This is a genomic window from Stappia sp., assembly GCF_048261845.1.
Taxonomy (GTDB): Bacteria; Pseudomonadota; Alphaproteobacteria; order Rhizobiales; family Stappiaceae; genus Stappia.
The window spans coordinates 1-26,649 of the sequence record NZ_JBLXFR010000036.1 but is presented as its reverse complement, the minus strand read 5'-3'; the positions used below and the strand labels follow the sequence as shown (position 1 = coordinate 26,649).

At 67.4% G+C, this 26,649-nt stretch carries 22 protein-coding genes, 1 tRNA gene and 1 pseudogene; 11 read left to right on the top strand and 13 right to left on the bottom strand.

Annotated elements, in window-relative coordinates; translation table 11 throughout:
* The first annotated feature begins 19 nt into the window (after positions 1 to 19).
* Entirely contained in the window at positions 20 to 2,044 is a 2,025-nt protein-coding gene (locus ACN0T5_RS14555) for a methyl-accepting chemotaxis protein (RefSeq protein ID WP_417769329.1), read from the top strand.
* A 153-nt stretch (positions 2,045 to 2,197) separates the two neighbouring features.
* On the top strand, positions 2,198 to 3,385 hold the full coding sequence (locus tag ACN0T5_RS14550; RefSeq protein ID WP_417769328.1) for an NAD(P)/FAD-dependent oxidoreductase: 1,188 nt from the start codon (positions 2,198 to 2,200) through the stop codon (positions 3,383 to 3,385).
* A 25-nt stretch (positions 3,386 to 3,410) separates the two neighbouring features.
* Here ACN0T5_RS14550 and ACN0T5_RS14545 read toward each other — a convergent pair whose 3' ends face one another.
* From ACN0T5_RS14545 to ACN0T5_RS14530, 4 genes are read right to left on the bottom strand one after another with little or no spacing between them, the layout of a single operon-like run.
* Positions 3,411 to 3,863, bottom strand: a complete 453-nt coding sequence (locus ACN0T5_RS14545; protein ID WP_417769327.1) for a metallopeptidase family protein — start codon at positions 3,861 to 3,863, stop codon at positions 3,411 to 3,413.
* Between the two features lie 17 nt (positions 3,864 to 3,880).
* Positions 3,881 to 4,168, bottom strand: a complete 288-nt coding sequence (locus tag ACN0T5_RS14540; RefSeq protein ID WP_417769326.1) for a hypothetical protein — start codon at positions 4,166 to 4,168, stop codon at positions 3,881 to 3,883.
* Positions 4,165 to 4,734, bottom strand: a complete 570-nt coding sequence (locus ACN0T5_RS14535; RefSeq protein ID WP_417769325.1) for a disulfide bond formation protein B — start codon at positions 4,732 to 4,734, stop codon at positions 4,165 to 4,167. Before ACN0T5_RS14535 ends, ACN0T5_RS14540 begins: the two co-directional genes overlap by 4 nt.
* Positions 4,735 to 4,747: 13 nt before the next feature.
* On the bottom strand, positions 4,748 to 5,326 hold the full coding sequence (locus ACN0T5_RS14530) for a YqaA family protein (protein WP_417769324.1): 579 nt from the start codon (positions 5,324 to 5,326) through the stop codon (positions 4,748 to 4,750).
* A 139-nt stretch (positions 5,327 to 5,465) separates the two neighbouring features.
* Here ACN0T5_RS14530 and ACN0T5_RS14525 point away from each other — a divergent pair.
* Together ACN0T5_RS14525 and ACN0T5_RS14520 are read left to right on the top strand one after the other, a co-directional pair.
* A tRNA-Leu gene (locus tag ACN0T5_RS14525) sits at positions 5,466 to 5,552 on the top strand.
* 78 nt (positions 5,553 to 5,630) lie between these two features.
* A complete protein-coding gene (locus tag ACN0T5_RS14520) occupies positions 5,631 to 6,362 on the top strand; it encodes a class II aldolase/adducin family protein (RefSeq protein ID WP_417769323.1) in 732 nt (243 codons plus the stop codon).
* Positions 6,363 to 6,387: 25 nt separating this feature from the next.
* On the opposite strand, the gene ACN0T5_RS14515 is transcribed toward ACN0T5_RS14520, so the two are convergent.
* A complete protein-coding gene (locus tag ACN0T5_RS14515) occupies positions 6,388 to 6,960 on the bottom strand; it encodes a hypothetical protein (RefSeq protein WP_417769322.1) in 573 nt (190 codons plus the stop codon).
* A gap of 98 nt (positions 6,961 to 7,058) precedes the next feature.
* On the opposite strand from ACN0T5_RS14515, the gene ACN0T5_RS14510 reads away from it, so the two are divergent.
* The gene (locus tag ACN0T5_RS14510) at positions 7,059 to 7,553 is read left to right on the top strand and encodes a hypothetical protein (RefSeq protein ID WP_417769321.1); all 495 of its coding nucleotides are present in this window, start codon (positions 7,059 to 7,061) and stop codon (positions 7,551 to 7,553) included.
* 81 nt (positions 7,554 to 7,634) lie between these two features.
* Positions 7,635 to 9,263, top strand: coding sequence for a CHAD domain-containing protein (locus ACN0T5_RS14505; protein WP_417769320.1), 1,629 nt, complete (start codon positions 7,635 to 7,637; stop codon positions 9,261 to 9,263).
* Positions 9,264 to 9,296: 33 nt separating this feature from the next.
* Here ACN0T5_RS14505 and ACN0T5_RS14500 read toward each other — a convergent pair whose 3' ends face one another.
* Positions 9,297 to 12,281, bottom strand: a complete 2,985-nt coding sequence (locus ACN0T5_RS14500) for an AsmA family protein (protein WP_417769319.1) — start codon at positions 12,279 to 12,281, stop codon at positions 9,297 to 9,299.
* A 207-nt stretch (positions 12,282 to 12,488) separates the two neighbouring features.
* Here ACN0T5_RS14500 and ACN0T5_RS14495 point away from each other — a divergent pair, with 207 nt between their 5' ends.
* The 3 genes from ACN0T5_RS14495 (at position 12,489) to asnB (ending at position 15,841) form a co-directional block, all read left to right on the top strand.
* Positions 12,489 to 12,920, top strand: a complete 432-nt coding sequence (locus ACN0T5_RS14495; RefSeq protein ID WP_417769318.1) for a TerB family tellurite resistance protein — start codon at positions 12,489 to 12,491, stop codon at positions 12,918 to 12,920.
* Between the two features lie 49 nt (positions 12,921 to 12,969).
* Positions 12,970 to 13,719, top strand: a complete 750-nt coding sequence (locus ACN0T5_RS14490; protein WP_417769317.1) for a glutamine amidotransferase — start codon at positions 12,970 to 12,972, stop codon at positions 13,717 to 13,719.
* A 163-nt stretch (positions 13,720 to 13,882) separates the two neighbouring features.
* Entirely contained in the window at positions 13,883 to 15,841 is a 1,959-nt protein-coding gene (gene asnB, locus ACN0T5_RS14485; RefSeq protein WP_417769316.1) for an asparagine synthase (glutamine-hydrolyzing), read from the top strand.
* Between the two features lie 121 nt (positions 15,842 to 15,962).
* Here the strand turns inward: asnB and alc are convergent, their stop codons facing one another.
* From alc to ccrA, 5 genes and pseudogenes are all read right to left on the bottom strand, one after another.
* Positions 15,963 to 16,976 carry an allantoicase gene (gene alc, locus ACN0T5_RS14480; protein ID WP_417769315.1) on the bottom strand — a complete coding sequence of 338 codons (1,014 nt, stop codon included), beginning with the start codon at positions 16,974 to 16,976 and terminating at the stop codon, positions 15,963 to 15,965.
* Positions 16,977 to 17,034: 58 nt separating this feature from the next.
* Positions 17,035 to 17,535: pseudogene (gene uraD, locus ACN0T5_RS14475) on the bottom strand (2-oxo-4-hydroxy-4-carboxy-5-ureidoimidazoline decarboxylase); the annotation flags it as partial.
* 380 nt (positions 17,536 to 17,915) lie between these two features.
* Positions 17,916 to 19,544 (bottom strand): acyl-CoA synthetase, encoded by a 1,629-nt coding sequence (locus ACN0T5_RS14470; protein WP_417769314.1) that lies wholly within the window; start codon positions 19,542 to 19,544, stop codon positions 17,916 to 17,918.
* An 11-nt stretch (positions 19,545 to 19,555) separates the two neighbouring features.
* Positions 19,556 to 20,074: a CAP domain-containing protein gene (locus ACN0T5_RS14465; protein WP_417769313.1), complete on the bottom strand. Its 519-nt coding sequence runs from the start codon at positions 20,072 to 20,074 to the stop codon at positions 19,556 to 19,558.
* Positions 20,075 to 20,290: 216 nt separating this feature from the next.
* Positions 20,291 to 21,586 (bottom strand): crotonyl-CoA carboxylase/reductase, encoded by a 1,296-nt coding sequence (ccrA, locus tag ACN0T5_RS14460; RefSeq protein WP_417769312.1) that lies wholly within the window; start codon positions 21,584 to 21,586, stop codon positions 20,291 to 20,293.
* A gap of 372 nt (positions 21,587 to 21,958) precedes the next feature.
* On the opposite strand from ccrA, the gene ACN0T5_RS14455 reads away from it, so the two are divergent.
* A complete protein-coding gene (locus ACN0T5_RS14455) occupies positions 21,959 to 24,004 on the top strand; it encodes a methylmalonyl-CoA mutase family protein (protein WP_417769311.1) in 2,046 nt (681 codons plus the stop codon).
* Positions 24,005 to 24,152: 148 nt separating this feature from the next.
* A complete protein-coding gene (locus tag ACN0T5_RS14450) occupies positions 24,153 to 25,364 on the top strand; it encodes a hypothetical protein (protein WP_417769310.1) in 1,212 nt (403 codons plus the stop codon).
* Between the two features lie 53 nt (positions 25,365 to 25,417).
* Here the strand turns inward: ACN0T5_RS14450 and ACN0T5_RS14445 are convergent, their stop codons facing one another.
* The gene (locus tag ACN0T5_RS14445) at positions 25,418 to 26,140 is read right to left on the bottom strand and encodes a GH25 family lysozyme (RefSeq protein WP_417769309.1); all 723 of its coding nucleotides are present in this window, start codon (positions 26,138 to 26,140) and stop codon (positions 25,418 to 25,420) included.
* Positions 26,141 to 26,301: 161 nt separating this feature from the next.
* On the bottom strand, positions 26,302 to 26,649 hold a 348-nt coding region (lysM, locus tag ACN0T5_RS14440; protein ID WP_417769308.1), incomplete at its 5' end, for a peptidoglycan-binding protein LysM.

Below are 26,649 nucleotides of genomic sequence, written 5' to 3'. Positions count from 1 at the left end.
TCGAAGTCGAGGTATGCCAGTGTCGCGCTTTCAAGGTTTCGCGTCGGTCTCGAACATAGTCGGGCGGCTCTCCGTCCGCATCAGGATTTTTCTCCTGATCGCGATCACCATGACCGGCCTCGCCGCCATCGGCAGCGTCTTCTGGTGGAGCCAGGCGAGCGTCGAACACGCCTTCAAGCGGGCCGAGAGTTATTCCGGCCTGGCCAGCGGCGTCGCCGACCTTGCCACGTCGTCCAGCGCCATGCGCATCACCGAGAAGACCTACCTCAGCGCTCCTTCCGCCAGCGGATACGACCTGTTCACGTCCCAGGTCGCGACCGCGCGCGCGCAGGTTGCCCGGATCGAGACATTGACGGCGGCCGCCCCCTATGCCGCCGAGATCGGCCAGGTAAAAGCCGCGCTCAGTGATATCGAGGCCACCTTCCGCGATCTGCACGCCACCCAGCAAAAGGTCGGCCTTGTCGATGACACCGGGGCCGCCGGCGGCGCGCTCGGCGCCCTCACGCAGAACGGCGACGCGCTTGTTTCCCGGGTGCAGAAGGAAGCCCGGTTCAAGCGTTCTCCGGAAACCGAGAAGCTCGCCGCCGCCGGCTCGGACCTGCAGCGCACGGAAAAGACCTATCTGCTCGACCGAAGCGACGTCAATCTCGGCAACTTCGAGGTTTCCGCCGCCCGCATCGAACGCGCGCTTGCCAAGGCGAAGCTAGAGGCGGCGACGGCCACCGAACTCGGCGAGACGCTGGCCGCCTACCGCTCCGCTTTCGACGCCTACACGGCCGCAGGCGCCGAGCGCACCGCGCATGTGGAGAAGCTGGAAGCCTTTTTCGACGTGCTGCCGCCCTATCTGGCACAGCTCAAGCAAGCGGCCGATGGCGGTCAGGCCGAGGCGGCCGGGGCGCTCGCCCACGACCGCGACATCGCCGCGATGATGATGGGCGTGATCATGGCCGTCACCGTCGCCGTGCTGCTCCTCGCCGGCATTGTCATCGGCGCCTCGATCTCCAGCCCCCTGGCCGTCCTGCGCCAGGCAATGGGCCGGCTCGCCGCCGGCGAGACCGATGTCGCCCTGCCTCCGGTCAACGGCCGCACGGAGCTTGACGCGATGGCCGCAAGCGTCGTCGTCTTCCGCGACAATGCCATCGACCGCGAGAAGCTGACCGGCGACCAGCGGGCCGAAAACGCCGCCCGCGATGCCCGCATGCGTCATCTGGACACGCTCATTGCCGGTTTCGAGGCAACCGTCGGCGACGCACTCTCGCATCTCGACAAGGCGGCGGAAGAGCTCGCCGGAGCATCCGACAATCTCGACGAGGCCGCCGGGCGTGCCGCCGAGGAAGCAACCCTTGCCGGCGATGCCGTGCGGGTCGCCGCCGAAAACGTCACCTCCGCGGCGTCCGCTTCGGAAGAACTCAACGTCTCGATTGCCGAAATCGCCGACCAGGCCAACCGCTCCACCAAGGTCGCCGAAAAGGCCGTGGCAAGCGCCCGCGACACCGGGTCCAGCATGAGCGAACTGTCGCGCACCGCCGACCGCATCGGCGAGGTGATGAGCCTCATCCGCGAGATCGCCAGCCAGACCAACCTTCTGGCGCTCAACGCAACCATCGAGGCGGCGCGGGCCGGCGAGCACGGCCGGGGGTTTGCCGTCGTCGCCGCCGAGGTCAAGGACCTGGCCGGACAGACCGCACAAGCCACCGAGGACATTGCCCAGCAGGTCGAGGCGATCCAGCAGGCCTCCGCAAACGCCGTGATGGCGATCGGCGATGTCGAGCAGATCATCGTCCAGATGAACGACATTGCCGGCTCGGTTGCCGATGCCGTCGGTCAGCAGAGCATCGCGTTGCGCGAGATCACCGAGAATGTCGCCCGGGCCTCGGAGCGCTCGGGCACCGGCGCCGAGGCCATGGGCCGCGTCAGCGGCGCCACCGAGCATGCAAGGGGCACCGGCACGCTTGTCGGCGACCTTTCCGACACGCTCGGCGACCAGGCCCGGCGGCTGCGCAAGGAAGTCGGCACCTTCCTGGAAAGCGTCCGCGCCGCCTGACCCCCTGCCTCGACTTTCTTTCGACACACGTCTCGTCCCTCTTTGCGACGCGCGGCACCTGGCCGCGCGTCTTCTTGTCTGCCACCGGGGGACTTGGCGGGTGCAGCCACCCCGTGATACGTCGCGACACAGTGCGCAAGCGGAGGATCGTGAATGCAGGACAGCATCGTCATCGTCGGAGCGGGCCAGGCCGGCGCCCAGGCCGCTCAATCGCTTCGCGCGGGAGGCCATGGCGGCCGCATCACCCTGCTCGGCGAGGAGCCGCATCCCCCCTATCAGCGGCCGCCGCTGTCGAAGAAGCATCTCGCCGGCGAGATCAGTGACGAGGCGCTGCACCTGCGTCCGCCGAGCTTCTACGAGCAGAACACGATCGACTGCCGCTTCGGCGTCACCGTCGAGGCGATCGACCGGGAGGCCCGCGCCGTGATCCTGGCCGGCGACGAGCGCATTCCCTATGACCGGCTTGTGCTGGCCACCGGAACGCGCCCCCGTGCCCTGCCGATTCCTGGCGCGGACCTTGCCGGCGTGGTCACCCTTCGCAAGATTTCCGATGTCGAGGTCATGCGCCCGTTGCTCAAGGCGCCGGGGCGCATTGCCATTGTCGGCGGCGGCTATATCGGGCTGGAGGTCGCCGCGGTCGCCCGCTCCATGGGCCACGAGGTCACGGTCGTCGAGGCCCAGGACCGGGTGATGAAGCGCGTCGTTTCGCCGTCGGTCTCCGCCTGTTTCGAGGCCCTGCACCGGGAGCGCGGCGTCACCTTGATGCTGAATACCGGCATCACCGGCTTTTCCGGCACGGACCGGATCGAGGCGGTGCAGCTCGCCGATGGCAACAGCCTTGCCTGCGACATGGCGCTCGTCGCCGTCGGGGCCGTGCCCAATGACGAACTGGCCGCCGCCGCCGGCATCGATGTCGATGACGGCATCCTCGTCGACGGCAGCGGCGAGACCTCGGACCCGTCGATCCACGCGGCCGGCGACTGCACGCGCTTCTTCTCCGCCCTTTACGGCCGCTCGATCCGTCTGGAAAGCGTGCAGAACGCCATCGACCAGGCCAAGGCCGTGGCCGGCGCCATTCTCGGCGCCGATGCCGACTACGATCCCGTGCCCTGGTTCTGGTCGGACCAATACGCGACGAAATTGCAGATCGCCGGCCTGTCGCAGGGCCATGACGAGGCCCGCACCTTCGGCGATCCCGCCTCGGGCAGTTTCTATGTCGCCTATCTGCTCGACGGCACGCTCGTCGCGGTGGACAGCATCAACCACCCCCGCTCGCACATGATGGCGCGCCGCGCCATCGGCAAGACCTTCGAGGAAGGGCTTCTGCCGCCGGTTGGCTGACAAGGGTGGCGCCGGGAGCGGGCGTTCAGTCCGCCTCCGCCTCCAGCGCCTCCATGTCGTCGTCCGACAGGCCGAAATGGTGGCCGATCTCGTGCACCAGCACATGGGTGACGATGCCGCCGAGCGTCTCCTCGTGGGCGCACCAGTAGTCGAGGATCGCTCGCCGGTAGAGCCAGACGCGATTGGGCATCCGGCCGCTCCAGCTCTCGGCCCCGCCTTGCGCCAGGCCGACCCCCTCGAACAGGCCGAGCAGCTCGAACGGGTCCTCGATGCCGAGCCCGTCGAGCGCCTCGTCATCGGCAAAATCGGCGACACGGATCTCGATGGCGCCGCACAGCGCGCGGAACGTCTCGGGAAGCTCCTCCAGCGCCTTTTCGGCAAGCACCTGGAAATCGTCCAGCGACGGGGCGGCGACCTCCTGCCAGTTTCCCGGCCGGCCGGCACCGGCGCGTTCGCCCTCGTCTGCGCGTCGTCCCATGTCTCCCTTCCCGAATGTCAGAGATAGGTCCAGATCAGGTAGACGACGAGGCCGAGCGCGAAGACCGCGCCGGCCGAGCGGCCGATCCTGCGGCCGAGCCGTTCGATCGGGTCATCGTCGCCGGCCGCATCGCCGGCCCGCGAAGCGCCCTCGAACGTCGTCCGCAGCACCGTCTCGCTCTCGCGTTCGGCCCGTGCCAGCGTCGCGCGCGCCTCCCGCTGGCGGGCCTCGTCGCGCTCCCGGCCGCCACGGACCTTGCCGGTATTCTTGCCGGTATCCTCGGTCTTGTCCGGGCCGCCGCTCACGATGACGTCCCCCGGCGCAGCGCGGCGGCGGCGGCAAGCGCCAGCAGCGCCAGCCCTGCCGAGATCACGGCGTTCCAGCCGGCGAAGGACAGGCCGAACATCCGCCAGCTTGCCTCGGTGCAGCTCACCACCCGGGTGGAGCGCAGCGCGTTGAGCATGTTGGCAGCCGAGCCGGGCGCCGCCGTGCCGCCGCCGCAATCGCTCGGACCGGCCCAGAACCCCCATTCGGCGCCCGCCTGATAGATGCCGAGCGCGGCGCCATAGGCGAACACCGCACCCACCGCCAGAAGCAGCAGCATCGCCGCCGTGCGGCGCACCGATCCCGCCGCACCGCCAAGCATCAGCGCAAGCGCCAGCACGGCCAGCGGCAAGCCGACGTAATAGGGGATGCGCTGCTCCAGACAGAGCTTGCAGGGCACATAGCCGCCGATGAGCTGGAAGCCCCAGGCGGTCATGATCGAGGCCAGTCCCCCGACGATCAGCAGCACCGCTGCGCGAACCGCAAGGGCCGGAACCGGACGGGTGCGCGGGAACGGGCCGGTGTCGCGGGATGTGGCAGGGGTCATGCTGTCAACCTCGTCACAGATAGCGGATGGCGATGAAACCGCCGACCAGCCCCACCACGAACACCGTGAAGACGAGCCCCAGCCGCTGCTCGATGAAATGCCGGATCGGCGGGCCGAACAGGTAGAGCAGCCCGGCGACGGCGAAGAAGCGCAGGCCCCTGGCCAGCACGCTCGCCACCATGAAGACCAGCAGGTTCAGGTCCGTCGCCCCGCTGGCGATGGTGATCACCTTGTAGGGAAACGGTGTGATGCCGGCGATGAAGACGATCCAGGCGCCATACTCGTTGAAATTGGCGCTGAACGCCTCGAACTTGTCGAGATAACCGTAGAAGCCGAGGATCGGCCGCGCCAGCTGGACGAACAGCAGGGCGCCGATCGCGTAACCGAGCGCCCCGCCGAGCACCGACGTCACCGTGCACAACAGCGCGTAGGAGAACGCCCGGGCGCGCCGCGCGATCACCATCGGGATCAGCAGGATGTCCGGCGGGATCGGAAAGAACGAGCTTTCGGCGAACGAAACGGCACCAAGGGCCACCGGCGCGCGGGGGCCGGAGGCGAGCGACATGGTCCAGTCGTAGAGGCGGCGCAACATGGCGCGTAAGTAGCCGGAAGCGCGCCGCTTGTCACCAAAATCCGGTGCATCCGATAGCCCTGTGTGCACAAGGGGTCCGGGCCGGATGTTTCAATTGACGGCATCGGCGCGATGGCTATGATCGCGCCGTTTCCTGCGGGCCCCCGTGGCGGAATTGGTAGACGCGACGGATTCAAAATCCGTTTCCCTAACCGGAGTGTCCGTTCGAGTCGGACCGGGGGCACCATCGGCCAGACGCAGGCCTTCCGGAAAACGCCCCCCGGAAGACACCCCTTCGGAAAACCGGCCGCCGGAAGGCCCGCCCATGTCATCCGTTTCCCCGTCCTCCGCCTCCCCTTCCGCGCAAGAGGATCTCGCCGCACGGCTTGCCGTCATCGAGACCTGCCGGCGGATGAACGCGCTCGGCATCAACCAGGGCACGTCCGGCAACGTCTCCCTGCGCCATGGCGACGGGTTCCTGATCACTCCGTCGGGCATCGACTATGACGCGATGACACCGGAGCAGGTCGTTCCCGTCCATCTCGACGGCAGCTATTCCGGCGACTGGCTGCCCTCCTCCGAATGGCGCATGCATTTCGACATCTACGCCTCGCGTCCCGAGGCCGGCGCCGTGGTCCACACCCATTCGCCGTATGCCACCGCGCTCTCCTGCCTGAGGATCGAGATTCCGCCCTTCCACTACATGGTCGCCGTTGCCGGGGGAAAGACGCTGCGCACCGCCGCCTATGCCACCTTCGGCACGGCGGACCTGTCCCGGGCGATGCTGGCAGCGCTGGAGAGCCGCTCCGCCTGCCTGCTCGCCAATCACGGCATGATCTGCTTCGCCCCCCGCCTCGACAAGGCGCTCTGGCTTGCCGGTGAAGTCGAGGCCCTGTGCCGGCAATATGCGATCGCCCGAAAGATGGGCGAGCCCGTCATCCTCTCGGACGCGGAAATGAACGAGGTGATCGCCCGTTTCGCCACCTACGGAAAGCAGCCGGGCGAGCTTGACGGCACCGGCACCGCCGCCGTAGAGGCGCCGCGTCGCCGCGACTGACGATCCTGTCCGGCGGCAGGAACGCTCAATCGGCGGGTACCGGACGATGGTAACCTGGCCCGACCGTGAGCGGCCCCTGCGGCGAGGCGGCGTCGTCCAGTTCGCTGGTCAGCACCGTTTCATGCATTTCCAGCGGCTCCTGCCCGCCATATTCGTAGAGCTTCACCGTCACCGCATAAGCGCGTCCCTTGACGACACCGGAGAGCGGCGGCGTTTCCATCCCGTAACGCATCTCGCCATGGCGGATGCGGGCTTCGACCGGGATCGGCGCACCGCCAGCCGGGTCCTCGAACTCCGCCACAAGCCGCGATTGCGACGGCGTCGGCTTTTGCACGATCGCCGTGATGCCGGCCCGTATCTCGCCCAGCCGGTAATAAAACAGGAAGCCGCCCCCGGCGATGCGCACATGGGTCAGCGCCGCCTGTTGCTGCCGGTTGTGGACGACGATCACGGTGGCGATCAGCGCCAGCAGCAGCGCTGTTGCCACGGCCGCGATGCGAAAACCACGGGTCTTCTCGAATTCCATCACGGGCACGGCACCGCCCTCCTGCAACATCCCGGACCAGCGCAGATGACACCGGATTTCCGTGCTGCTCAAGCCTTCTGTCCTGACGGCGGAAAGAAGCCTGTAGCGGACGACGGCGCGAGATGCTTCACTTGGCAGGCTGTTGGCGGCATTCGGGGAGTTTCTGCAAGATGACATGTGTTCCGGCGCGAGCGCTTCTGCTCGTCTCGCTTTCCTGCGGCCTTGCGTTCGCCCTCGCCGCGCCGGCCGCAGCCTCCGACCTGCATGCCGGCTACTACTATCCGGTGCCGAGTTCGCGCGAGACGTATATTGCCCGCGTACCCGTCCATGCCGAGGCCTCGAAGCGCTCGCGTGCCGCCTTTGCCGCCGGCTTTGAGCAGCAGCAACTCGCCCGAGGCATCGCCCCCGACTACCACCTCTTCGTCAAGGGCGACGCGTTCGAGAAGATGATCGTCGTCGCCACCGGCCCGGACCGCTACGACACGATCTACCGCATGCGGGCATTGCTCGCCGCCCTCACCTCGCAGGCGCGCGTCACGCCGCTGTTCCAGCAGAGCGAGGCGCCGCACGAGCTCACCTTTCTCGATTTCTGCAAGCTGATGGGCTTCACCCAGGTCACGGTATCCGACGGGGCCACCCTCTCCCACCAGATCGCGATCGACTGACTCCATTGCTAGCCGGCAAATAAAGGCGCGCTCAGTGCGCTTTTGTGGACAGCCCGACAAAAACCGGCTAGAGCGGTCTTCATGACTGTTACGCAACGCGAAATCGAGCTGAAACTGGAGCTGGCCCGGCCTGCCATGCAACGCCTGCGGAGCGAACCGGCGCCGGAGGGCTTCGCCGTCGGCCGTGCCGCAACGCGCACGCTCCGCTCGATCTATTTCGACAATGCCGAAAGGGCGCTGCGCAAGGCGAAGTGGTCGCTCAGGGTGCGCAAGGTCGGCCGCGCCTGGATCCAGACGGTCAAGGCCGGCACCGGCGTCAAGGGCGGCATGTCGAAGCCGCGCGAGGAGGAGGTCCCCGTCGCCGGGCCTGCCCCGGATCTCACCCGCATCGCCGACCCGGGCCTGCGCGAGGGCTTGTGGCGCCTCATCGCCGGCCTGCCGCTCGAGCCGGTCTTCGAAACGGTCATGAAGCGCACCACGCGGATCTTCGAGACCGCCGACGGCTCGCTGATCGAGATGGCGCTCGATGCCGGCGAGATCCGTGCCGGCGACAGGCTGGCGCCGCTCTACGAGGCCGAACTGGAGCTGAAGCAGGGTCGCCCGGCCGACCTCTTCCGTCTTGCAGCCGCGCTCACCGGCACCGCGACGGCGCGTTTTTCCACCCTTACCAAGGCCGGTCGTGGCTATGCGCTTGCCGCCGGCGAGGTATCGGTTGCGGCAGCAAGGACCGCCAGCGATGTGGACCTTGATCCGAAAACCGACACGGCCGAGACCGCTTTTCGTGCCATTCTGGTCTCCTGCATGGACCAGATCGCCGCCAATCGCGACGTGGCGCTCGACAGCGATGCCCCGGAAGGTCCGCATCAGCTGCGGGTTGCGCTGCGCCGGCTGCGCAGCGCCCTCAAGGTCCATCACGCCCTGCTCGACAGCGACATTCGCGCCGATCTCGACGCGGCCGCCCGCGATCTTGCCAACCGGGTCGCCGACCTGCGCGATCTCGACGTGCTGACCGAGGAGATTGTCGCCCCGGCCGCCGGGTTCGCCCCCGAAGGGCTTGCCACCGACCGCCTGACCGCCCTTGTCCTGTCCGGCCGGGAGAAGGCCCGCATTGCCCTGCGCGCGGCTCTGGCCGATCCTTCCGTCAACGCGCTTCTCTTCCGCATCGGTGCGCTCGCCGAGGGCGATGGCCGCAAGGTCGCCAGGCAGGACAATGCAGAAGATCCCGCCTCCGGTCTTGCGGCCGGGTCAGTCGATGCGGTTTGCGTGGACACCGTTTCCGTCGGCGACAGGCCGCTCGCCGAATTCGCCGCAACCGCACTGGACAAGCGCTGGAAGGCGGCGACACGGCTTGCCGCCCGCATCGAGGAACTGACGCTGGAGGAGCGCCACGATCTGCGCAAGGAACTCAAGAAGCTGCGCTACACGGTGGAGTTCTTCCGGTCCGCGTTTCCCGCCAGGAAGGTCAAGCCGTTCCTCTCCCGGCTGAAAACCCTGCAGGACGTGTTCGGTTATCTCAACGACGTGGTCATGGCCGGCAAGCTGGCGGAGCTGGCCGCAAGCGGGTCCGGGCGCAAGGAGCCCCCCGCCACGCTGCTCGCCGCCGGCTTCGTCATGGGCTGGCACGAGGCACGCGCGGAACACGCCTGGGAAAGCGCCCGCGCGCTGTGGGAGGAGACCCGCCGCGTGCGCAAGTTCTGGCGCGACCGCTAGGAGCCGCACGCAAACCGGGCAGAGCGCCGCCGCTCAGGGCGACGGCCTGTCGCTGGCCTCGCCGTTTTCGGGCTGTTCTTGCTGCGGCTGTTGCCGCTTGCCGAGACCGAAGGAGCCGAGGAAGCCCGACGGCAGGCCGAAGCCCTGTTCGACCGCCTCCAGCACTTCGCTGTCATCGACATCGCCCTCGATCACCTTCTGCACGTCGATATTGGTGCTGCCGCCGGTCGCCCGCTGAAGCGCCTCGTTCGCCGCATTCGTGGCCGCGTCCGTAAGCGAGCCCCCGGACACCGCTCCCCCGCCCAGCGACTTGAACAGTCCGCCGCCGAGGCTTTCCAGCTGCTTCAAGGCCGCCTGGGGGTCTTCCAGGATCCCCTTGATGTCCGGGTAGATCTGCGGCCGGTCCCAGGAGCCGCGCACCACGACCGGCACGCCCAGCCCTTCCAGGTCGCGCGCCTCGCCCTTGCCGCGCGGCACAGGCGCGCCCCCCTCGAGGCTGGCGACGACCCTTGGTTCCAGCCGCCAGTCGAGGCTGCGTTCGGGCATGTCGACGCGGCCCGCTCCGCTCATCCTGACAAGCGGCCCGATGAGAGCAAGGTCCTCCGAGGCGGCGATGCCCCGGGTGATCTGGAAGCTTGCCCCGAGCGCGGAGAAATCCGTCTTCTGCTTGGGGTTCTCGGCCCAGCCAAGCAGCGTGTCGACCGTCAGCCCGCGCACCATGCGCGGGATGTTGAGCCCGCGGATCGCGCCATCGGCGAAGTCGAACCTTGCGGTGCCGTTGAGATCGGCGATCAGTTCGTATTCGCTGACACCCCGCGCCGTGACGTCGAGTTCGGAGCCCACCCGGCCCTCGATCCAGTCGAAATCGGCAGCCGCCGACAGGAACGGCCCGGCATTGAGGTCGGTCAGCTTGAAACGCGCGCTCACCTCGGGAATGCCGCCGGTTCCGTCGAGCACCACCGCGCCCGTGCCCTGGCCGCCGTAAAGCGCCATTTCGGTGAGTTCGGCCGACAGCCGGCCTCCCTCGAGCCGGACGTCGAGCCGGCTGCGACCGATCTCCAGCTTGTCCCTGACGATGGCCCCGGCGCTCAGCGTCAGGTCGGCGTCGACCGCCTGCAAGCCGCTGAAGTCGATGGGCGCGCGGCTCCAGGAGCTGCCTTCCGCGCCCGGCACGCGCGCTTCCCCCGGGGGCGCTGCACCGCCGGACGCACCACCCAGATATGGGTCGAGGCCAAGCCGTTCCAGGTCGAGCGTCGCCGTCAGCTTCGGCCGCGCGCCAAGACGCAGTTCGCCCTCGCCCTGCCCGTTCGTGTCGTCCAGGCGGATCTTCGCACCGGAAAAGCGCACCGCCTCGCCGCTCGCCTCCAGCCGGCCGGAGAAGCTGAAGGGACCCAGCCCGCCGCCCGGGGCGAGGGGCGAGCCGAGCCAGGCGGCCAGCGCCCGCAGGTTGGCCGTTTCCAGAACGACGTCGCCGTCGATGTCGCCGGCCGGGGACAACGCCCCGTCATAGCCGACCTTGAGATGCGAACCGCTGACACGCAGCCGCGTCGGCGCCGGCATGCCGGCCATCATCAACGCCGGGGTGGCGCTGCCCTCGACGCTGAACGTCTCGCCGCGCCAGGTCAGCCCGCCGGTGAGCGACACCGGGGCATCGAGCCCGGCGAAATCGAGCGCCAGCGCCAGATCGTCGATGCGCCGCGCGCCCGCATCCTCGCCGAGCGGGGCGGGAACCGGCAGTTTGTCGATGCCGCCGCCGGAAAGCGACAGCCGGCCCGACGCATCGAGCGTTCCCAGAAGCGTCGCCATGTCGCCGCCGCTGGCCGACAGCTTCAGCGAGCCGCCGATCGTGCCGCGCGCCTCTTCGGCGCGCCCGGCAAGCGTCAAAAGGGTCGCGAGATTGGCCTTGGAAATCTCGACCCCGGCATTGATCACCGGCGCCGCGCCGCCAATCGCGACATTGCCCGCCATCCTGAGTTCCGCGCCCGCCACGTTGGCGGTCAGGCTGGCGATGTCGATCCGGGCCGCGTCGGCCGCGATATCGGCGTTCATCCGGTAGGCACCGGGGTCGCGCGGCAGCGCGCTGCCCAGCGCGGCGAGCGTCTCGCCCAGGGACTCGCCCTCGATCGCGACCCGCAGCCGGCTGGGATCGCCGAGCCCCACGTCTCCCGTCGCGGTGGCGCGCGCGCCCGCGCCGTCGATGGTCAGGTCGATGCCGCTCGAGCCGCCATTGGCAAGCCTCAATGGCGCCGCCAGCGCGCCCGCCACCTCCAGAACGACCCCGTCCCCCAGACCGCCAAGGGTCAGTTCGCCGTCAATGTCGAGCGGACCCGACAGTGCCGGCAGGCGCAGCGTCACATTGATCGCCTCTGCCGTCTGCCGCGCGCCGTTGCGCCGGTCGAGATAGGTGAAGGAGCCGTCCTCGATGGTCAGCCGGTCGACGCCGATGCGCGCCAGCCCGAGCCCGTCGACCTCGGCCCCTTGCGAGCCGTCGCCGCCGGAGGCCTCCGCCGCGCTCTGCTGCAGCGCTTCGGCGCTCTCGGCCCCGCCCTCGCTATTGCTTTCGGAGATCGCCTGTGTCGCCGCGCTCCAGCGGTCTACGGGAAACCCGGCCCCGCTTGCCGGCCCGCTCGCCTCTGCAGCACTCGCAACGCCCCAGTTCGGCTGGCCGTCCTCGCCGATTTCCAGCGAGATTGCCGGCCGTTCGAGAGCCACATGGGTAAGCCGCACCTCACCGCCGAACAGCCCGCCCCAGGCCAGGCCGAAATCGACCTCGCCGGCCCGGGCGAACTCCCCGGCTCCGCCGACGGAAATGCCGACATCTTCCGCCGTCAGCCGGAAACCGGGCAGGAGCGACAGTCCGACCGGCCCGTCAAGGCGCAGCCGCCAACCCGTGCGCTGTTCGATCTGGGCGATCAGCTCGGCGCGGATCGCGTCCTTGGGCAGCAGCAGCGGCACCACGAAGGCGGCCGCCAGAAGCAGGGAAAGCAGGCACACAAGGCCGACCAGCAGGCGTTTCAAGGCGTATCTCCAGAAAGCGCGAATCACCGGCAGTCTACGCGAAAGCGTGTCGACAGCATGGCCGAACCGTCCGAGAAACGAGGGACGGCATGGACATTCGTCCGCCAATTGCCGATGCTGCGCGACGACGGTACGGGCTCTGGAGGGCATATGTTTTCTGCGTTGAAGCGCTTTTTGCGGAATGCGGTCACCGGCGAGGATGGCCGCATGACGTTTGCCGAGGACGATCACCGCCTCGCGGCCGCCGCCTTGCTGGTTCATATCGTCTCGGTCGACGGCGTGGTCGACGAGGCCGAACGCGCCGCGCTGACCGAGGTTCTCAAGCAGAATTACCAGCTCACGCCCGACATGACCGCCGAACTGATCCAGGCCGCGACGCGCCGCGACAACGAGGCGGTCGACCTTTACGGCTTCACTTCCGTGCTGAAGCGCAACCTCGAGATCGAGGAGCGCCTCAAGGTCCTGGAGATGATGTGGGAGCTCGTCTATGCCGACGGCACCGTGCACGAGTTCGAGGACAACACGGTCTGGCGGGTCGCCGAACTGCTTGGCATTTCCTCGCGCGACCGGCTGGCCTTGCGCCGCAAGGTGGCCGGCGAGGCGCCATCTCCCACCGGATCCGGCGACGAGGAGGCCTGAACCCTTTGGGCCCTCGACGCGTCCTTGCAATGCAATATAGACTGGACCGATGATCCTCGATCCCAAGCAACTTGAAGGCCGGCCCAAGGTCCTCGTCGTCCTGCATCAGGAAACCTCGACGCCGGGCCGCGTCGGCCAGGAACTGGTGAAGCGCGGCTTCGCCCTCGACATCCGTCGCCCCCGCTTTGGCGACCTGCTGCCGGAGACGCTCGCCGGGCATGCCGGCTCGGTGATCTTCGGCGGACCGATGAGCGCCAACGACACCGACGCCTTCATCACCCGCGAGATCGACTGGATCGACGTGCCGCTGCGCGAGGAAAAACCGTTTCTCGGCATCTGCCTCGGGGCCCAGATGCTCGCCCGCAACCTTGGCGCAAGGGTTCGCGGTCACGACGATGAACTCGTCGAGATCGGCTATTACAACCTGCATCCGACCGATGCCGGCCGCCGGATGATGTCCTGGCCGGGCAAGGTCTACCAGTGGCACCGCGAGGGCTTCGACACGCCCGCCGGCGCCGAGTTGCTGGCGCGCGGCGACACCTATCCCAACCAGGCGATCCGCGTCGGACCGGCCGCCTACGGCATCCAGTTCCATCCCGAGCTGACCTACCAGATGATGGTGCGCTGGACGACGCGCGCCGCCCCGCGCATGGCTTTGCCCGGCGCCCGCCAGCGGCGCGACCATTTCGCCGGCCGCTTCGCCTTCGACCCTGCGGTGAAGGCCTGGCTCGATGATTTCCTCGACCACTGGATCGGCCGCGCCGACGCACCCGCGCTCACGGCGGAAGCCGCCGAATAGGGAAGACCTTTCGCGGCACCCGCGCAGGTGCCTCCCGTCTGCCAGGAAGTCCGAGAAACAAAGTGCTGTTTTCCCCCGAATGATTTAAGGGAACGCCCAACCAGACGCGCCCGTGGCCTTGTGCTGCAGGACCGCGCCGGATCACAGCGGAACGGAACGCCCCATGTGCGGAATTGCCGGCATCTTCGGACCAGACGCGGCCAGCCCGCGCGACAGTGCCGTGCTCGCCGCGATGGACCAGGCCATCCATCATCGCGGGCCCGATGCCGGCGACATCTGGCGCGACGAGGCGGCCGGCATCGCATTCGTCCACCGGCGCCTGTCGATCCTCGACCTCACCCCCGCCGGCGCCCAGCCGATGCACTCTCCCTGCGGCCGTTTCGTCATCACCTACAATGGCGAGATCTACAATTATCTCGACCTGCGCCGCGACCTGGAGGAGGAGGGCAAGGCTCCTGCCTGGCGCGGCCATTCGGACACCGAGGTGCTGCTCGCCGGCGTCACCGCCTGGGGTCTCGCCGGGACCCTGAAGCGCGCCACCGGCATGTTCGCCATCGCGCTTTGGGACCGCGAGAAACGCACCCTGACGCTTGCCCGCGACCGTTTCGGCGAGAAGCCGCTGCATGTCGCCCTGTTCGGCGACGAGATCGCCTTCGCCTCGGAGATCAAGGCCCTGAAGGCCCATCCGGGCTGGCACGGCCGGGTCGACCGGCAGGCGATCGCCCAGTGCCTGCGCCATGGCTATATCCCCGCCCCGCGCACCGCCTTCGAGGGGGTCGTGAAGATCACGCCGGGCACCTGCGTCGAACTTGCGCCCGGCCGGATGACCCCGGAAACCTGGCGCGAGACGCGCTTCTGGGACACGCTCGATGAAGCCCGTACAGCGCGCGCCAACCGCTTTTCCGGCAGCGCGGCGGAGGCTGTCGACCAGCTCGATTCGCTGCTGCGCGAATCCGTTGCCCGCCAGATGATCTCCGACGTGCCGCTCGGCGCCTTCCTCTCCGGCGGCATCGATTCCTCGACCATCGCGGCGATGATGCAATCGCTGAGCGCGACGCCGGTCGAGACGTTTTCGCTCGGTTTCCATGACAAGTCGACCAACGAGGCCGAGTTCGCCCGCGCCGTCGCCGGTCATCTCGGCACCCGTCACAACGAGATTTACCTCTCCGGCGAAGAGGCACGCGATCTCGTCGCGCAGATGCCCGACGTCTATGACGAGCCTTTCACCGACCAGTCGCAGCTCCCGACCTACATGGTCGCCCGCTTTGCCCGCACCCGGGTCACCGTCAGCCTGTCGGGCGATGCGGCGGACGAGTTGTTTGCCGGCTATGGACGTTACCATTCGATCGCCCGCCAGTGGAGCGGATCGCCCGGAGCACGGATCGGCCGGCTGGCGCGGCGCGCCTATGTCTCGGCCCAGCTTGCCGGCCTTGTCGCACCGGCCGAACATTTCGGCTGGAGCCGCATCGGCTCCCGGAGCCCGGCCGGGCTGCGCGTTCGCCTGGAGGAAAAGCTGGCCGAACTGTCCGCCGACACCGCCCTTGCCGCCTATGAACGCAAGTTCACCCTGCTCGACACCGCCCACCGGTTGGTCGAGGGCAGCCAGCGCGAGGTCCATCCGCTGCTGGAGACGGTTGCCGCCGAACGCGACTGGAGCGTGCTCGAACAGGCGAGCATGCTCGACCTCGTCCACTACCTGCCGGACGACATCCTGGTGAAGGTCGACCGCGCGGCAATGGCGCACGGGCTCGAGACCCGCGTTCCGTTCCTCGATCCGGCCATTGTCCGCTTTGCCCTCTCGCTGCCCGACCGCATCCGCACCATGGGCGGCGAGCGCAAGGGCATCCTGCGCGCCGTGCTCGGCCGCTACGTGCCCCGCGATCTCTGGGACCGGCCGAAGCGCGGTTTCGGCATTCCCTCCGCCGACTGGCTGAAGGGCCCGCTTCGGCCGCTGGCCGAAGACATGTTCTCCTCCGCCGAGATCGCCCGCCTCGGCATTCTCGACGAGGGCCTCGTGCGCCTGTTCTGGGACGATTTCCTCGCCGGGGACAAGCGCCGCGCCAACATCGTCTGGGCGATGTTCGTGGTGCAGCTCTACCTCTCGCGCCAGAAGGACGGCTGAGGGCAAATGTCCCCGACGGGGCGGCAAGACACCAGCCCCGCCAACCTTTCGGCCGTCATCCCGGCCGCAGGCGAAGCCGGAGAGCCGGGATCCATTGGCAACCTTGGCGGTTGCGGGTGTCTCAGGCGAGCTTGCCGAACAGCCGCAGACGGCTGATGCCGCCGTCGGGATGGATGTTGAGCCGCACATGGGTCACCGGGCCGAGCGGCTTGACGTCCGCCTTGCCGATGTCATGGATCGCGTCGGCGGAAAGCTTCGTGCGCCCGACGAGTTCCTCCCAGAACATCGACGACGTGACGATGGCCTGGTCGAGGTCGCCGGTCATCGCACCAAGATCCGCCGCCTGCATCGAACAGCTCTCCGGAAAGTTGCCCTTGTAGAAGGCGGTGTCGACGCTGGCCCTCTCGATCGTGCCGCGCGCGCCCAGCTCGACGATGATCCAGTCGTGGCCCGGCTCGCGGCGGCGGCGCGTCTCCCACCCGTCGCCCATGTTGAGGCCGCGCCCGGGCGCCAGCATCCTGTGATAGGCGCCGTAATGGGCATCGGAAAAGGCAACGATCCGCGCCCCGTTGAGCGCCGAGGCAAGGTCGAGCTCAGCCCCGCCGGCGGCCGCCCGGTCAAGTTCGGGCCGGCCGTAGACGCGAAAGCGTCCGACGCCGCCATCGGGATGGATATGCAGGCGCACATGGGTCCACACGCCGGCGTCACCGCAGGCGAAATAGTGATGGGCGCTCGGTCCGAGCGGCGACATCGGCAGCAGTTCGGTCCACTGGGTGGAGCCGTCCGGATCGCCGGCGCAGACGGCCGCCTCGATGCGGCAGGCCGGCGGGTAATTGCCGGTGAAATGCGCCGTATCGACGTCGAAACCGGTGATCCGGCCGCGCGCGGCGAGCCGCACCACGGCCATGTCGTGGCCCGGACCCCGCCGGCGGCGCGATTCCCAGCCGTCCATCCACTTGCCGTTGTCGTCGTAGCGGTCGGGATAGAAAACCGCCGCATCGTCGGCGAGCATTCGGCCGACCTCGGCGAAGAAGTCGTCCGTCACCGAGACCGCCACGGCGCCAAGGCCGGCGGAGGCGAGGTTGATGTCCTTGCGGGCGAAGTCCGGACGGCTGTCCGGCTGATGAGACGTCATGATCGTCGGTCCTCGTGCGATGCGGCGCGGTTCCGGGCGCCGGATTTGGTCCGGCCTTTCAGCCGGGAAGCATGTCCTTGAGCCGCAGCAATGCGATCCGTTCCACCTGGGCGCAGGCGGTGGCGAATTCGGTCTCGCGGTCGTTGCCGATCCGCGCCTCGAAATTCTCCAGGATCTCGGCCTTGTTCTTCCCCTTCACCGCCAGGATGAAGGGAAAGCCGAAGCGGGCCGTGTAGCGCTCGTTCAGTTCGGTGAAGCGGGCGCGCTCGGCATCGGTCAGCGCATCGAGGCCGGCCGACGCCTGCTCGCCGGTCGATTCGGCCGTCAGCCGCCGTGCGGCCGCAAGCTTGCCGGCAAGATCGGGATGGGCGTTCAGAACCCCGAGCCGCTCGTCCGCGCTGGCCGCGCGGAACTGCGCCACAAGCAGCGCATGCACCCCCTCCGCGCTGTCGGCGCCCGCGCCGAACCCGGCTGCGTGCGCCCGCTCCGCGATCCAGGGCGAGTGCTCGAAGACACCGCCGAAGCGGGCGACGAAGGCGCCGCGCTCCATGCCCGAGGGCGCCGGCACGGATGACGGCGCGGACGACGGCGGATGCGTGCTCGAACTCACCGGATTCTCCCGTTGCTGGGCTGCAGGAACAGCGCCCGTCTATTGGTAATGCAAAACAATCGCAGCCTCTTTCAAAATTTTCTTGAAAGATATATCCGCCCTGCCGGCACAGGCGGACTTGTCCCCGGTTGCCGCGAATTTGTCCTCGATTGCGTGCAATATCTGCGAAATTCCGCAAAAATCCGCGCAAAATAACTCGGAAATTGATCTGATTTTGCGCGAAATCCCGGTTCGTTTCGCGTTTTCCGGGGCAAACGGGGACAAGTCCCGCCTGCACTGCATGCACCGCCGCGTCTCCCGCCGGTCGGCGACGCAACCTGTCGCGCCACCTAGCCTTCGTCGCGCAGCAGCCGGCGGATGACCTTGCCGGTCGTCGTCATCGGCAGCGCGTCGACAAAGGCGACCTCGCGCGGATATTCATGCGCCGAAAGCCGGGTGCGCACGAAGCCGCGGATATCCTCGGCCAATGCATCATCCGGCGTGACGCCGTCGGCCGGCACGATGAACGCCTTGACGATCTCGGTCCGGAGCGGATCCGGCTTGCCGACGGCGGCAGCGAGCCGCACCGCCGGATGGGCGAGCAGGCAGTCCTCGATCTCGCTCGGACCGATCCGGTAGCCGGCCGAGGTGATGATGTCGTCGTCGCGGCCGATGAAATGGACATAGCCGTCTTCGTCGATGACACCCTGGTCCCCGGTCGTCATCCAGTCGCCGATGAACTTGGCCTCCGTCGCGGCCGGATCGTTCCAGTAGCCGAGGAACATCACGGGGTCCGGACGGCGCACCGCGATCTGGCCCTGTTCGCCGGCGGACAGCACCCTGCCGTCCTCGCCGAGCATCGCCACCTCGTGGCCGGGGACCGCCTTGCCGATGGCGCCCGCCCGGCTGACGCCGATGGCCGAGCAGGAGGCGATGACGGCATTGCATTCGGTCTGGCCGTAGAACTCGTTGACCGTCAGCCCCAGTTCCTCGCGGGTCCAGTCATAGGCCTCGCGGCCGAGCGCCTCGCCGGCCGAGCCGAGGCTGCGCAGCACGAGGTCGAAGCGCTCGCGCGGGCGGGCGACGGCACGCATCATCTTCAAGGCCGTCGGCGGGATGAAGGCGTTGCGCACGCCGTGGTCCTGCATCAGCGCGAAAGCCCGCTCGGGATCGAACTTATCGAACCGGTGGGAGACCACCGGCACGCCGAGGCTGAGGGCGGGAAACAGCGCGTTGAGAAGACCGCCCGCCCAGGCCCAGTCGGCCGGCGTCCACAGGATGTCGCCGGACTGCGGCATGAAATCCTGCGACATCTGGATGCCCGGCATGTGGCCGGCAAGCACCCGGTGACCGTGCAACGCGCCTTTCGGCTGGCCCGTCGTGCCGGATGTGTAGATCATCAGCGCCGGATCGTCGGGGCCGCTCGCAACGCTGTCGAACCCCTCGCGGCTTGCGGCAAGCAGCGCATCGAAGCCAGATGTGCCTTCGGGCAGCGCGCCGCTCACGGCGCCCGTGACGACCCGCAGGCGCAAGTCCGCAAGCGCATCGCCCAGCGCCTCGACCTTGGCAAGCCCGGCCGCATCCGTGACGATCGCCGCGGCACCCGAATGCTCCAGCCGGTAGCGCAGCGCCTCGGCGCCGAAAAGGCTGGCGAGAGGCACCGCGATGGCGCCCATCCGGTAGATGGCAAGATGCGCGATCAGCGTTTCGGGCGCTTGCGGCAGGAGCAGCGCCACCCGGTCGCCCCGCGTCACGCCCTTTGCCGCCAGCGCGTTGGCGAAGCGGCCGGAGGCCGCCTGCAGCGCGCCGTAGCTCCAGCGCTCCGTCTCCCCGTCCTCGCGCCGGTGCAGCAAGGCGATCCGGTCCGGCTCTCTCGCGGCGAAGCGACCGCAAGCCGCCTCCGCGATGTTGCAGGTGGCGGGCACCTGCCAGCGGAAGCGGTCGGTCAGCTCGGAAAAGGACGCGGCAGGCTCAAGCACCGTTGCCGTCCTCAGCGGGCCGTGGGCGGGGCGGCGAGCACCAGCGACCAGAACACCTTGTGCTTGGAGCCCGAGGCATAGGCGGTGGCGATGCCCATCCGCGTCGCCCTGCCGTCGAGCATGACGGCATTGTGCTTGGGCGAATCGCGCCAGCCGGAGAAGGCCTCGGCCAGCGTCCGGTAGCCGGCGCTGACATTCTCCACCGCATAGGTGTTGGTCTCGCCGACGGCGCCGAGCCGTGCGGCAAGGCCGTTTCCGGCGGCAAGCGACGCCTTGACGTCGCCTGCCCGTGCCATGGCGTCGGCCTGGGCCTGGGCCGCGCGCATCAGGGCCGGATCGACGGCAAGCGGCCCTGCACCGTTCGACTGGCGATAGCTGGAAATCATCTGCTGCGCGGAAGCCGCGTCGACGGAAGCGTCGACCCGCGCCATGTCCTTGTAGTAGGGCGGCGCGACACTGCGCTCGGGCATGCAGGCGGCAACGAGCAGCCCGGTCAGGGCGAGGCAGGCAAGACTGAAACGAGAGGTCATGATGCCCTCATAATGCCCCGCGCGCCGCGGGGCGAGGAAAAAGGAGCCCGGCGCCCGCACCGGCATCTTCCGGCGGACGTCCGGCGCGCGGCCCGCGTCGCGGCCGCACGCCTATTCCTTAAGCCGTCGCGATTGAAAAAGCGTTGACGGCAAGCTTTCGCCCGGCCCCGGACGCCGCCGGGCGAAGCCTGTCGCAGGATGCCTTGCGGAGGGGCGCTACTTGGCGCCCGCCGCCAGCACGTCCTCGAAGGTTCGAAGGCCGGTGGTCGGCGCATTGACCAGCACCGCCATGTTGCCCGGCGCATGCTGGTTCTTCCACATCTTGGTATGCGCGCGCGGAATGTCCTCCCACGGGAAGACCTCGCTCATGCACGGGTCGATGCGCCGGTCCATCACCGCCTTGTTGGCCTCCGAGGCCTGCTTCAGATGGGCGAAATGCGAACCCTGGATGCGCTTCTGCCGCATCCACACGTAGCGGGCGTCGAAGGTCAGGTTGAAGCCCGTCGTGCCGGCGCAGAAGACCACCATGCCGCCGCGCTTGACCACCAGGCAGGAGACCGGGAAGGTCGCCTCGCCGGGATGCTCGAACACCATGTCGACATCGTTGCCCTTGCCGGTGATCTCCCAGACCGCCTTGCCGAAGCGCCGCGCTTCCTTGAGCCAGTCGTTATACTCGGGCGAGTTGACCGTCGGCATCTGGCCCCAGCAGTTGAAGTCCTTGCGGTTGATGACGCCCCTGGCGCCGAGCGACAGCACGTAGTCGCGCTTGTCCTCGTCGGAAATCACGCCGATGGCATTGGCACCGGCCGCCGCCGCGAGCTGGATGCCGAACACCCCGAGACCGCCGGACGCACCCCACACGAGCACGTTCTGGCCCGGACGCAGCTGGTGCGGCGAATGACCGAACAGCATGCGGTAGGCGGTCGCCAGCGTCAGCGTGTAGCAGGCGGCCTCCTCCCAGGTCAGGTGCTGCGGACGCGGCATCAGCTGCTGCGACTGCACCCGGCAGAACTGCGAGAACGACCCGTCCGGCGTCTCGTAGCCCCAGATCCGCTGTGACGAGGAGAACATCGGATCGCCGCCATTGCACTCCTCGTCGTCGCCGTCGTCCTGGTTGCAGTGGATGACGACCTCGTCGCCGACCTTCCAGCGCTTCACCTTCGAGCCGACCGCCCAGACGATGCCGGACGCATCCGATCCGGCGATGTGATAGGGCGTGTCGTGGACCTTGAACACCGAGATCGGCTCGCCGAGACCGGCCCAGATGCCGTTGTAGTTGACGCCGGCGGCCATCACGAGCACCAGCACCTCGTTGCTGTCCAGCTCCCAGGTGGGCACCACCTCGAGCTTCATCGCCTCTTCCGGCGGGCCGTGCCGGTCGGGCCGGATGGTCCAGGCGTACATGGTCTTCGGCACATGGCCGAGCGGCGGGATCTCGCCGATTTCGTAAAGGTCCTTCACCGGGCGATCCTCCGCCTCGCGATTGTCGTTTGCCTGCTGAGCATTGCCCATTTCCAGCATGTCCTCCCGTTCTTTTCAAACCGTCCCGGATGCGGTGACCGCACATCCCGTTCGCAACGCCGTCTCCCGCCACCCCCATGTTGCAACGCATCATGCCAGAGCCGTTCGATACGCCCATTCACGAAACTATCGTGCGAAAAAGTGGCGTCACGCTATTGGACTATTGCTTAATTGGCGCATTTGCCCAAGAGTGTTTTTGCATTGCACCTAGAAATAGTGCGAGTGCGAGCGCCCCAAGCGGCGTGTTTTCGGGAGGACGGCGCCCCCGGCGGGAAACGGGGAGCCGAGAAAAATCAGCAAGATGCCCGGTCATGCGGCGCCATGAGGCCGCCGCCACGGGCACGATGGCGCGAGGAGTGCTCCATGGGCGAGAAATCCACAACCACCCCCACGAAAGCCACCCCGGAAGCCGCTACGGCACCGGCTGCAGGCACGATCCGGCGCGACAAGCCGTGGATCTTCCGCACCTATGCCGGCCACTCGAGCGCGCGCGATTCAAACCGCCTCTACCGGAACAATCTCGCCAAGGGCCAGACCGGCCTTTCGGTCGCCTTCGACCTGCCGACCCAGACCGGATACGACCCGGACCACGCGCTGGCGCGCGGCGAGGTCGGCAAGGTCGGCGTGCCGATCGCCCATCTCGGCGACATGCGGGCGCTGTTTGCCGAGATCCCGCTGGAGAGAATGAACACCTCCATGACGATCAACGCCACCGCCCCCTGGCTGCTGGCGCTCTATGTGGCCGCCGCCGACGAGCAGGGCGCCGACCGGGCGTTGCTTTCAGGCACGACGCAGAACGACATCGTCAAGGAATACCTGTCGCGCGGCACCTACGTCTTTCCGCCGGCGCCCTCGCTGCGCCTGACCCGCGACGTCATCGCCTGGACCTACGGCGCGATGCCGAAATGGAACCCGATGAACGTCTGCTCCTACCACCTGCAGGAGGCCGGCGCGACGCCGGTGCAGGAACTGTCCTTTGCGCTCGCAACCGCCATCGCCATTCTCGACGAGGTGAAGGCGTCGGGCGCCATTCCCGCCGATGACTTTCCGCAGGCGGTCGGGCGCATCTCCTTCTTCGTCAATGCCGGCATGCGCTTCATCACCGAGATCTGCAAGATGCGCGCCTTCGCCGAGCTGTGGGACGAGATCTGCCTGACCCGCTACGGCGTTGAGGACGAGCGATATCGCCGCTTCCGCTACGGCGTGCAGGTCAACTCGCTCGGCCTGACCGAGCAGCAGCCGGAAAACAACGTCTACCGCATCCTCATCGAGGCGCTGGCCGTGGTGCTGTCGAAGAACGCCCGCGCAAGGGCCGTGCAGCTTCCCGCCTGGAACGAGGCGCTCGGCCTGCCGCGCCCCTTCGACCAGCAATGGTCGCTGCGCGTCCAGCAGATCCTCGCCTTCGAGACCGACCTTCTGGAGTTCGAGGACATTTTCGACGGCTCCTCGGTGATCGGCGGCAAGGTCGAGGCGCTGAAGAGCGAGGCCCGCGCCGAGCTTGCCCGCATCGAGGAGATGGGCGGGGCGATCGCGGCGGTGGAATCGAGCTACATGAAGCAGGCGCTGGTTGCCTCGAACGCGGCCCGCCTTGCTGCCATCGAGGCGGGCGAGCAGGTGGTGGTCGGCGTCAACCGCTTCACCGAGAGCGAGCCCTCGCCGCTCGCCGGCGGCGCGGATGGCGGCATCCTCACCGTGCCCGAACATGTCGAGGCGGAGGCCGTCGCGGCACTCAAGGCCTGGCGCGATGCGCGTGACGAAGGCGCCGTGACAAAGGCCATCGCCGACCTGAAGCGGGCGGCAAGCGAGGGCACCAACATCATGGAGCCGTCGATTGCGGCGGCCAAGGCCGGCGTCACCACCGGCGAATGGGGCGCGGCGCTGCGCGAGGTGTTCGGCGAATACCGGGCCCCGACCGGCGTCGGCAAGGCGGCGCGCGCTGACGCCGAGGACCTTGCCCCGGTGCGCGCGGCGGTGGAGAGCGTGTCGGCGAAACTCGGCCGGCGGCTGAAATTCCTTGTCGGCAAGCCAGGCCTTGACGGCCATTCCAACGGCGCCGAGCAGATCGCCGTGCGGGCCCGCGACTGCGGCATGGAAGTGGTCTACGAGGGCATCCGCCTGACCCCTGCGCAGATCGTCAACGCCGCGCTGGAGGAGGACGTGCATGTCATCGGCCTGTCGATCCTGTCCGGCTCGCATCTCGCGCTGGTGCGCGACGTGATGGAGCGGCTGCGCGCCGCCGGCATCGACGACATTCCGCTGGTCGTCGGCGGCATCATCCCGGAAGAAGACGCGAGCCAGCTGCGCGCGATGGGGGTTGCGGCCGTCTACACGCCGAAGAACTTCCAGCTCACCGACATCATGACGGAAGTGGTGGAGATCGTCGGCGCGCGGGCGGCAGCAGCGGCGTGAGGGGTCTGGGACCGGAACGCCCCTGCGGTTAAGCCTGTCTGCACTATCTGCAACCGCACGCAAGGGGTGTGACACCACACGTCTTGCGCGCATCGCTCCGGCGCGGCATGAAGGAAGGAGTTCATTCCACCGTCAGGCCGCCACGCCCTTGCGAGACACCCAGAAGACCCGACGCCCGCGCTTCGCTCCGCCGCCCCGCACGGTGGCGGCCCTGAGCCTTTCCGCCCTGCTGCTGGCAGCGGCATGTTCGCAGAATGACCCGAGGTATCCGGTCTATTTCCGGTATGCGGTGGATGTGAAAGTCGACGGCGTGCCGGTCACCATCGAGCGGGTGGTGAAATGCACTGGCACCCGTTCCTGGAACACGTCTGCAGATCCAGGCGGCTGGAGCGGCAAAGTTTACGCCAACCCTCCGGTGATAGGCGCCAAGGTTCCCGGCAGCGACGCGGCGGTCTATGTGCAGACGCCTGACGCGTGCCGCTGGACTGCCGAATACGAAGGCCACGCATGGAAGAACCCGCCGCTCGAGCCCGGCGATCTCGTACCCGTGCTGTGGACCGACAACTGGCGACGGTTGGAGCAGATCGAGTACTATCCGACCCGCTCAAGTCTTGCCGGTGAAGACAGCCATGTAGAGTTTGTCCGCATTCAGCCGATGACCCGAACGGACAGGAGAGCGTTCAAGGCTTCCGAAAAGCGGGCAGCGACAGAAAGTCCGGATCTGCGCCCGTTTGCGAGTGTCAAAGCGAAAGGCTTCGATGGGCTTACAGTTGATCCAAGTTGGCTGAACCCGGGCCGCGCGAAGGGAGGACTCCCCTACGTTAGATGTCAGTCCGCCTTAATACTTGGTCATATTCAGTGGAACGACTGGCCACAGCTTTCCCAGTGGGTTGATAGCCTGCCAGATGGTGCGAGTTTCCATCCTATAGCGCCTGTATTGAAGAATTTATCCAAGAACATCTATCAGAGCACCTTTAACGGAGCGGTAAGTTTCAGATTTAGGGAATACCTCGGCAGGAGATACAATAAAAAACAATTGAGAAAAGATTCTATTGATGAACTTATCGCAGATATGCGCCCCATAACACATGGGTCCGATGGTGTTTTTATCGACAATACGCGAAAGGGTATAATGTCTTGCGTATTCGAGAGATGGCACTTCGAAAATTCTTTCGCTTATGCGAGCCGGCACGCCCCCTTACATGAGGGGAGTAGCGTAGATAAGATATATATCGTCAAGGGATATAATTATGATCAGGTCGGCGTGATAAAGAGCATCAATTCAATTGTTTATTTTCTAGAGAGACCCCCCTTCTCAGGAAGGTCGAGTGAACCTGTCGCCATGGACACCATCAACTGACGGCGCGGGCTGGACAGCTTCCGCCGCCCGCTCCGCGCCCTGTCCGTTCCGGCTTACTTGTTCAACTCGCCCCTGAGCCACTGGCGCCATTGCGAGCGGGTGCCGAAGAAGACGTTGCGGTCGATATTGCCCTCGACCCCGTCGACGCGGCCCGTCGCCGTGTACTGCCAGAACACCCAGTTCTTGCGCTTCTCGTATTTCCGGTCCGGGTGGCTTGCCACCGAGCGCAGCCAGAAATCGTAGCGGTGCTTGGCATCGACCAGCCGGTCGCGGTGGAAATCGACGGAGGAATAGATCACCGGCCGCTTGCCGTAATGCGCCTCGACCGCTTCCAGGAACTTGCGCATGTCGGCGATCACCTGATCGCGCGGCGGCCGCTCGCGGCAGGTCTTGGAGTGGGCGTTCCACTCCATGTCGAGCACCGGCGGCAGGGCCTGCGGGTCGACCGGCACGTTCTGGATGAACCAGGAGATCTGTTCTTCCACCGGCCGGCAGAAATAATAGAAGTGATAGGCGCCGCGCGGCACGCCGGCGGCCTTGGCCAGGAGCCAGTTGTCCATGAATTTCGGGTCGACATAGTCGCCGCCCTCGGTCGCCTTGATCCAGGCGAATTCCGTGCCCGCCCGTTTCACCCGGTTCCAGTCGATATCGCCCTGGTAGCGGGAGACGTCGATGCCATGGATGGCGAAATCCTCCGGCGTCGGGTCCGGAAAATCGAAAGCCGCGCAGGCGGCGACGAACATCATGCAGATAGCGGACAACACGCGCGCAAACATCGCTCTCTCTTTGGTCCAAAGCCCCCTTACCAACCAGGGCCGGACCTTATGGGCAAAGAATTAAGGAATCGCTTACCAATGCAACGCAGCGGAAATGGGATGAGGCCGCGCCTTGCGGCACGGCCTCACGAAATCGTGATCCCAAGATCGCCGGGGACGGCTCAGCCGAGCGCCGGAATGCGCAGCACCTGGCCGGGATAGATCTTGTCCGGGTCCGACAGCATCGGCTTGTTGGCCTCGAAGATCGCCATGTATTTGGAGCCGTCGCCATAGGCCTTCTTGGAGACCGCCCACAAGGTGTCGCCCTTCTCCACCGTGTGGAAACCGGCTTCGGGAGCCGCCTCGGAGACCGCGATCTCCTCCTCGACCTTGCCGATGCCGAGCACGTTGCCGGCCGCCAGGATGAGCTTTTCGCGCGCTTCCTGCGTCGGCGCGGCGCCGGCGTTCTTCACCGTGTCGCCGGAGACCTGCACCTTGCCGTTGCCGTAGTGGCCGCGGGCCGCGACGTC

What these genes read in the sequence shown, in the direction of transcription:
- ACN0T5_RS14455 (WP_417769311.1), top strand. Translation starts at nt 21,959, where the DNA reads ATGGGCGAGAAATCCACAACCACCCCCACGAAAGCCACCCCGGAAGCC.
- ACN0T5_RS14535 (WP_417769325.1), bottom strand. Translation starts at nt 4,734, where the DNA reads ATGACCCCTGCCACATCCCGCGACACCGGCCCGTTCCCGCGCACCCGT.
- asnB (WP_417769316.1), top strand. Translation starts at nt 13,883, where the DNA reads ATGTGCGGAATTGCCGGCATCTTCGGACCAGACGCGGCCAGCCCGCGC.
- ACN0T5_RS14505 (WP_417769320.1), top strand. Translation starts at nt 7,635, where the DNA reads ATGACTGTTACGCAACGCGAAATCGAGCTGAAACTGGAGCTGGCCCGG.
- ACN0T5_RS14490 (WP_417769317.1), top strand. Translation starts at nt 12,970, where the DNA reads ATGATCCTCGATCCCAAGCAACTTGAAGGCCGGCCCAAGGTCCTCGTC.
- ACN0T5_RS14495 (WP_417769318.1), top strand. Translation starts at nt 12,489, where the DNA reads ATGACGTTTGCCGAGGACGATCACCGCCTCGCGGCCGCCGCCTTGCTG.
- ACN0T5_RS14530 (WP_417769324.1), bottom strand. Translation starts at nt 5,326, where the DNA reads ATGTTGCGCCGCCTCTACGACTGGACCATGTCGCTCGCCTCCGGCCCC.
- ACN0T5_RS14520 (WP_417769323.1), top strand. Translation starts at nt 5,631, where the DNA reads ATGTCATCCGTTTCCCCGTCCTCCGCCTCCCCTTCCGCGCAAGAGGAT.
- ACN0T5_RS14445 (WP_417769309.1), bottom strand. Translation starts at nt 26,140, where the DNA reads ATGTTTGCGCGCGTGTTGTCCGCTATCTGCATGATGTTCGTCGCCGCC.
- ACN0T5_RS14465 (WP_417769313.1), bottom strand. Translation starts at nt 20,074, where the DNA reads ATGACCTCTCGTTTCAGTCTTGCCTGCCTCGCCCTGACCGGGCTGCTC.
- ACN0T5_RS14550 (WP_417769328.1), top strand. Translation starts at nt 2,198, where the DNA reads ATGCAGGACAGCATCGTCATCGTCGGAGCGGGCCAGGCCGGCGCCCAG.
- ACN0T5_RS14545 (WP_417769327.1), bottom strand. Translation starts at nt 3,863, where the DNA reads ATGGGACGACGCGCAGACGAGGGCGAACGCGCCGGTGCCGGCCGGCCG.
- ccrA (WP_417769312.1), bottom strand. Translation starts at nt 21,586, where the DNA reads ATGGGCAATGCTCAGCAGGCAAACGACAATCGCGAGGCGGAGGATCGC.
- ACN0T5_RS14510 (WP_417769321.1), top strand. Translation starts at nt 7,059, where the DNA reads ATGACATGTGTTCCGGCGCGAGCGCTTCTGCTCGTCTCGCTTTCCTGC.
- alc (WP_417769315.1), bottom strand. Translation starts at nt 16,976, where the DNA reads ATGACGTCTCATCAGCCGGACAGCCGTCCGGACTTCGCCCGCAAGGAC.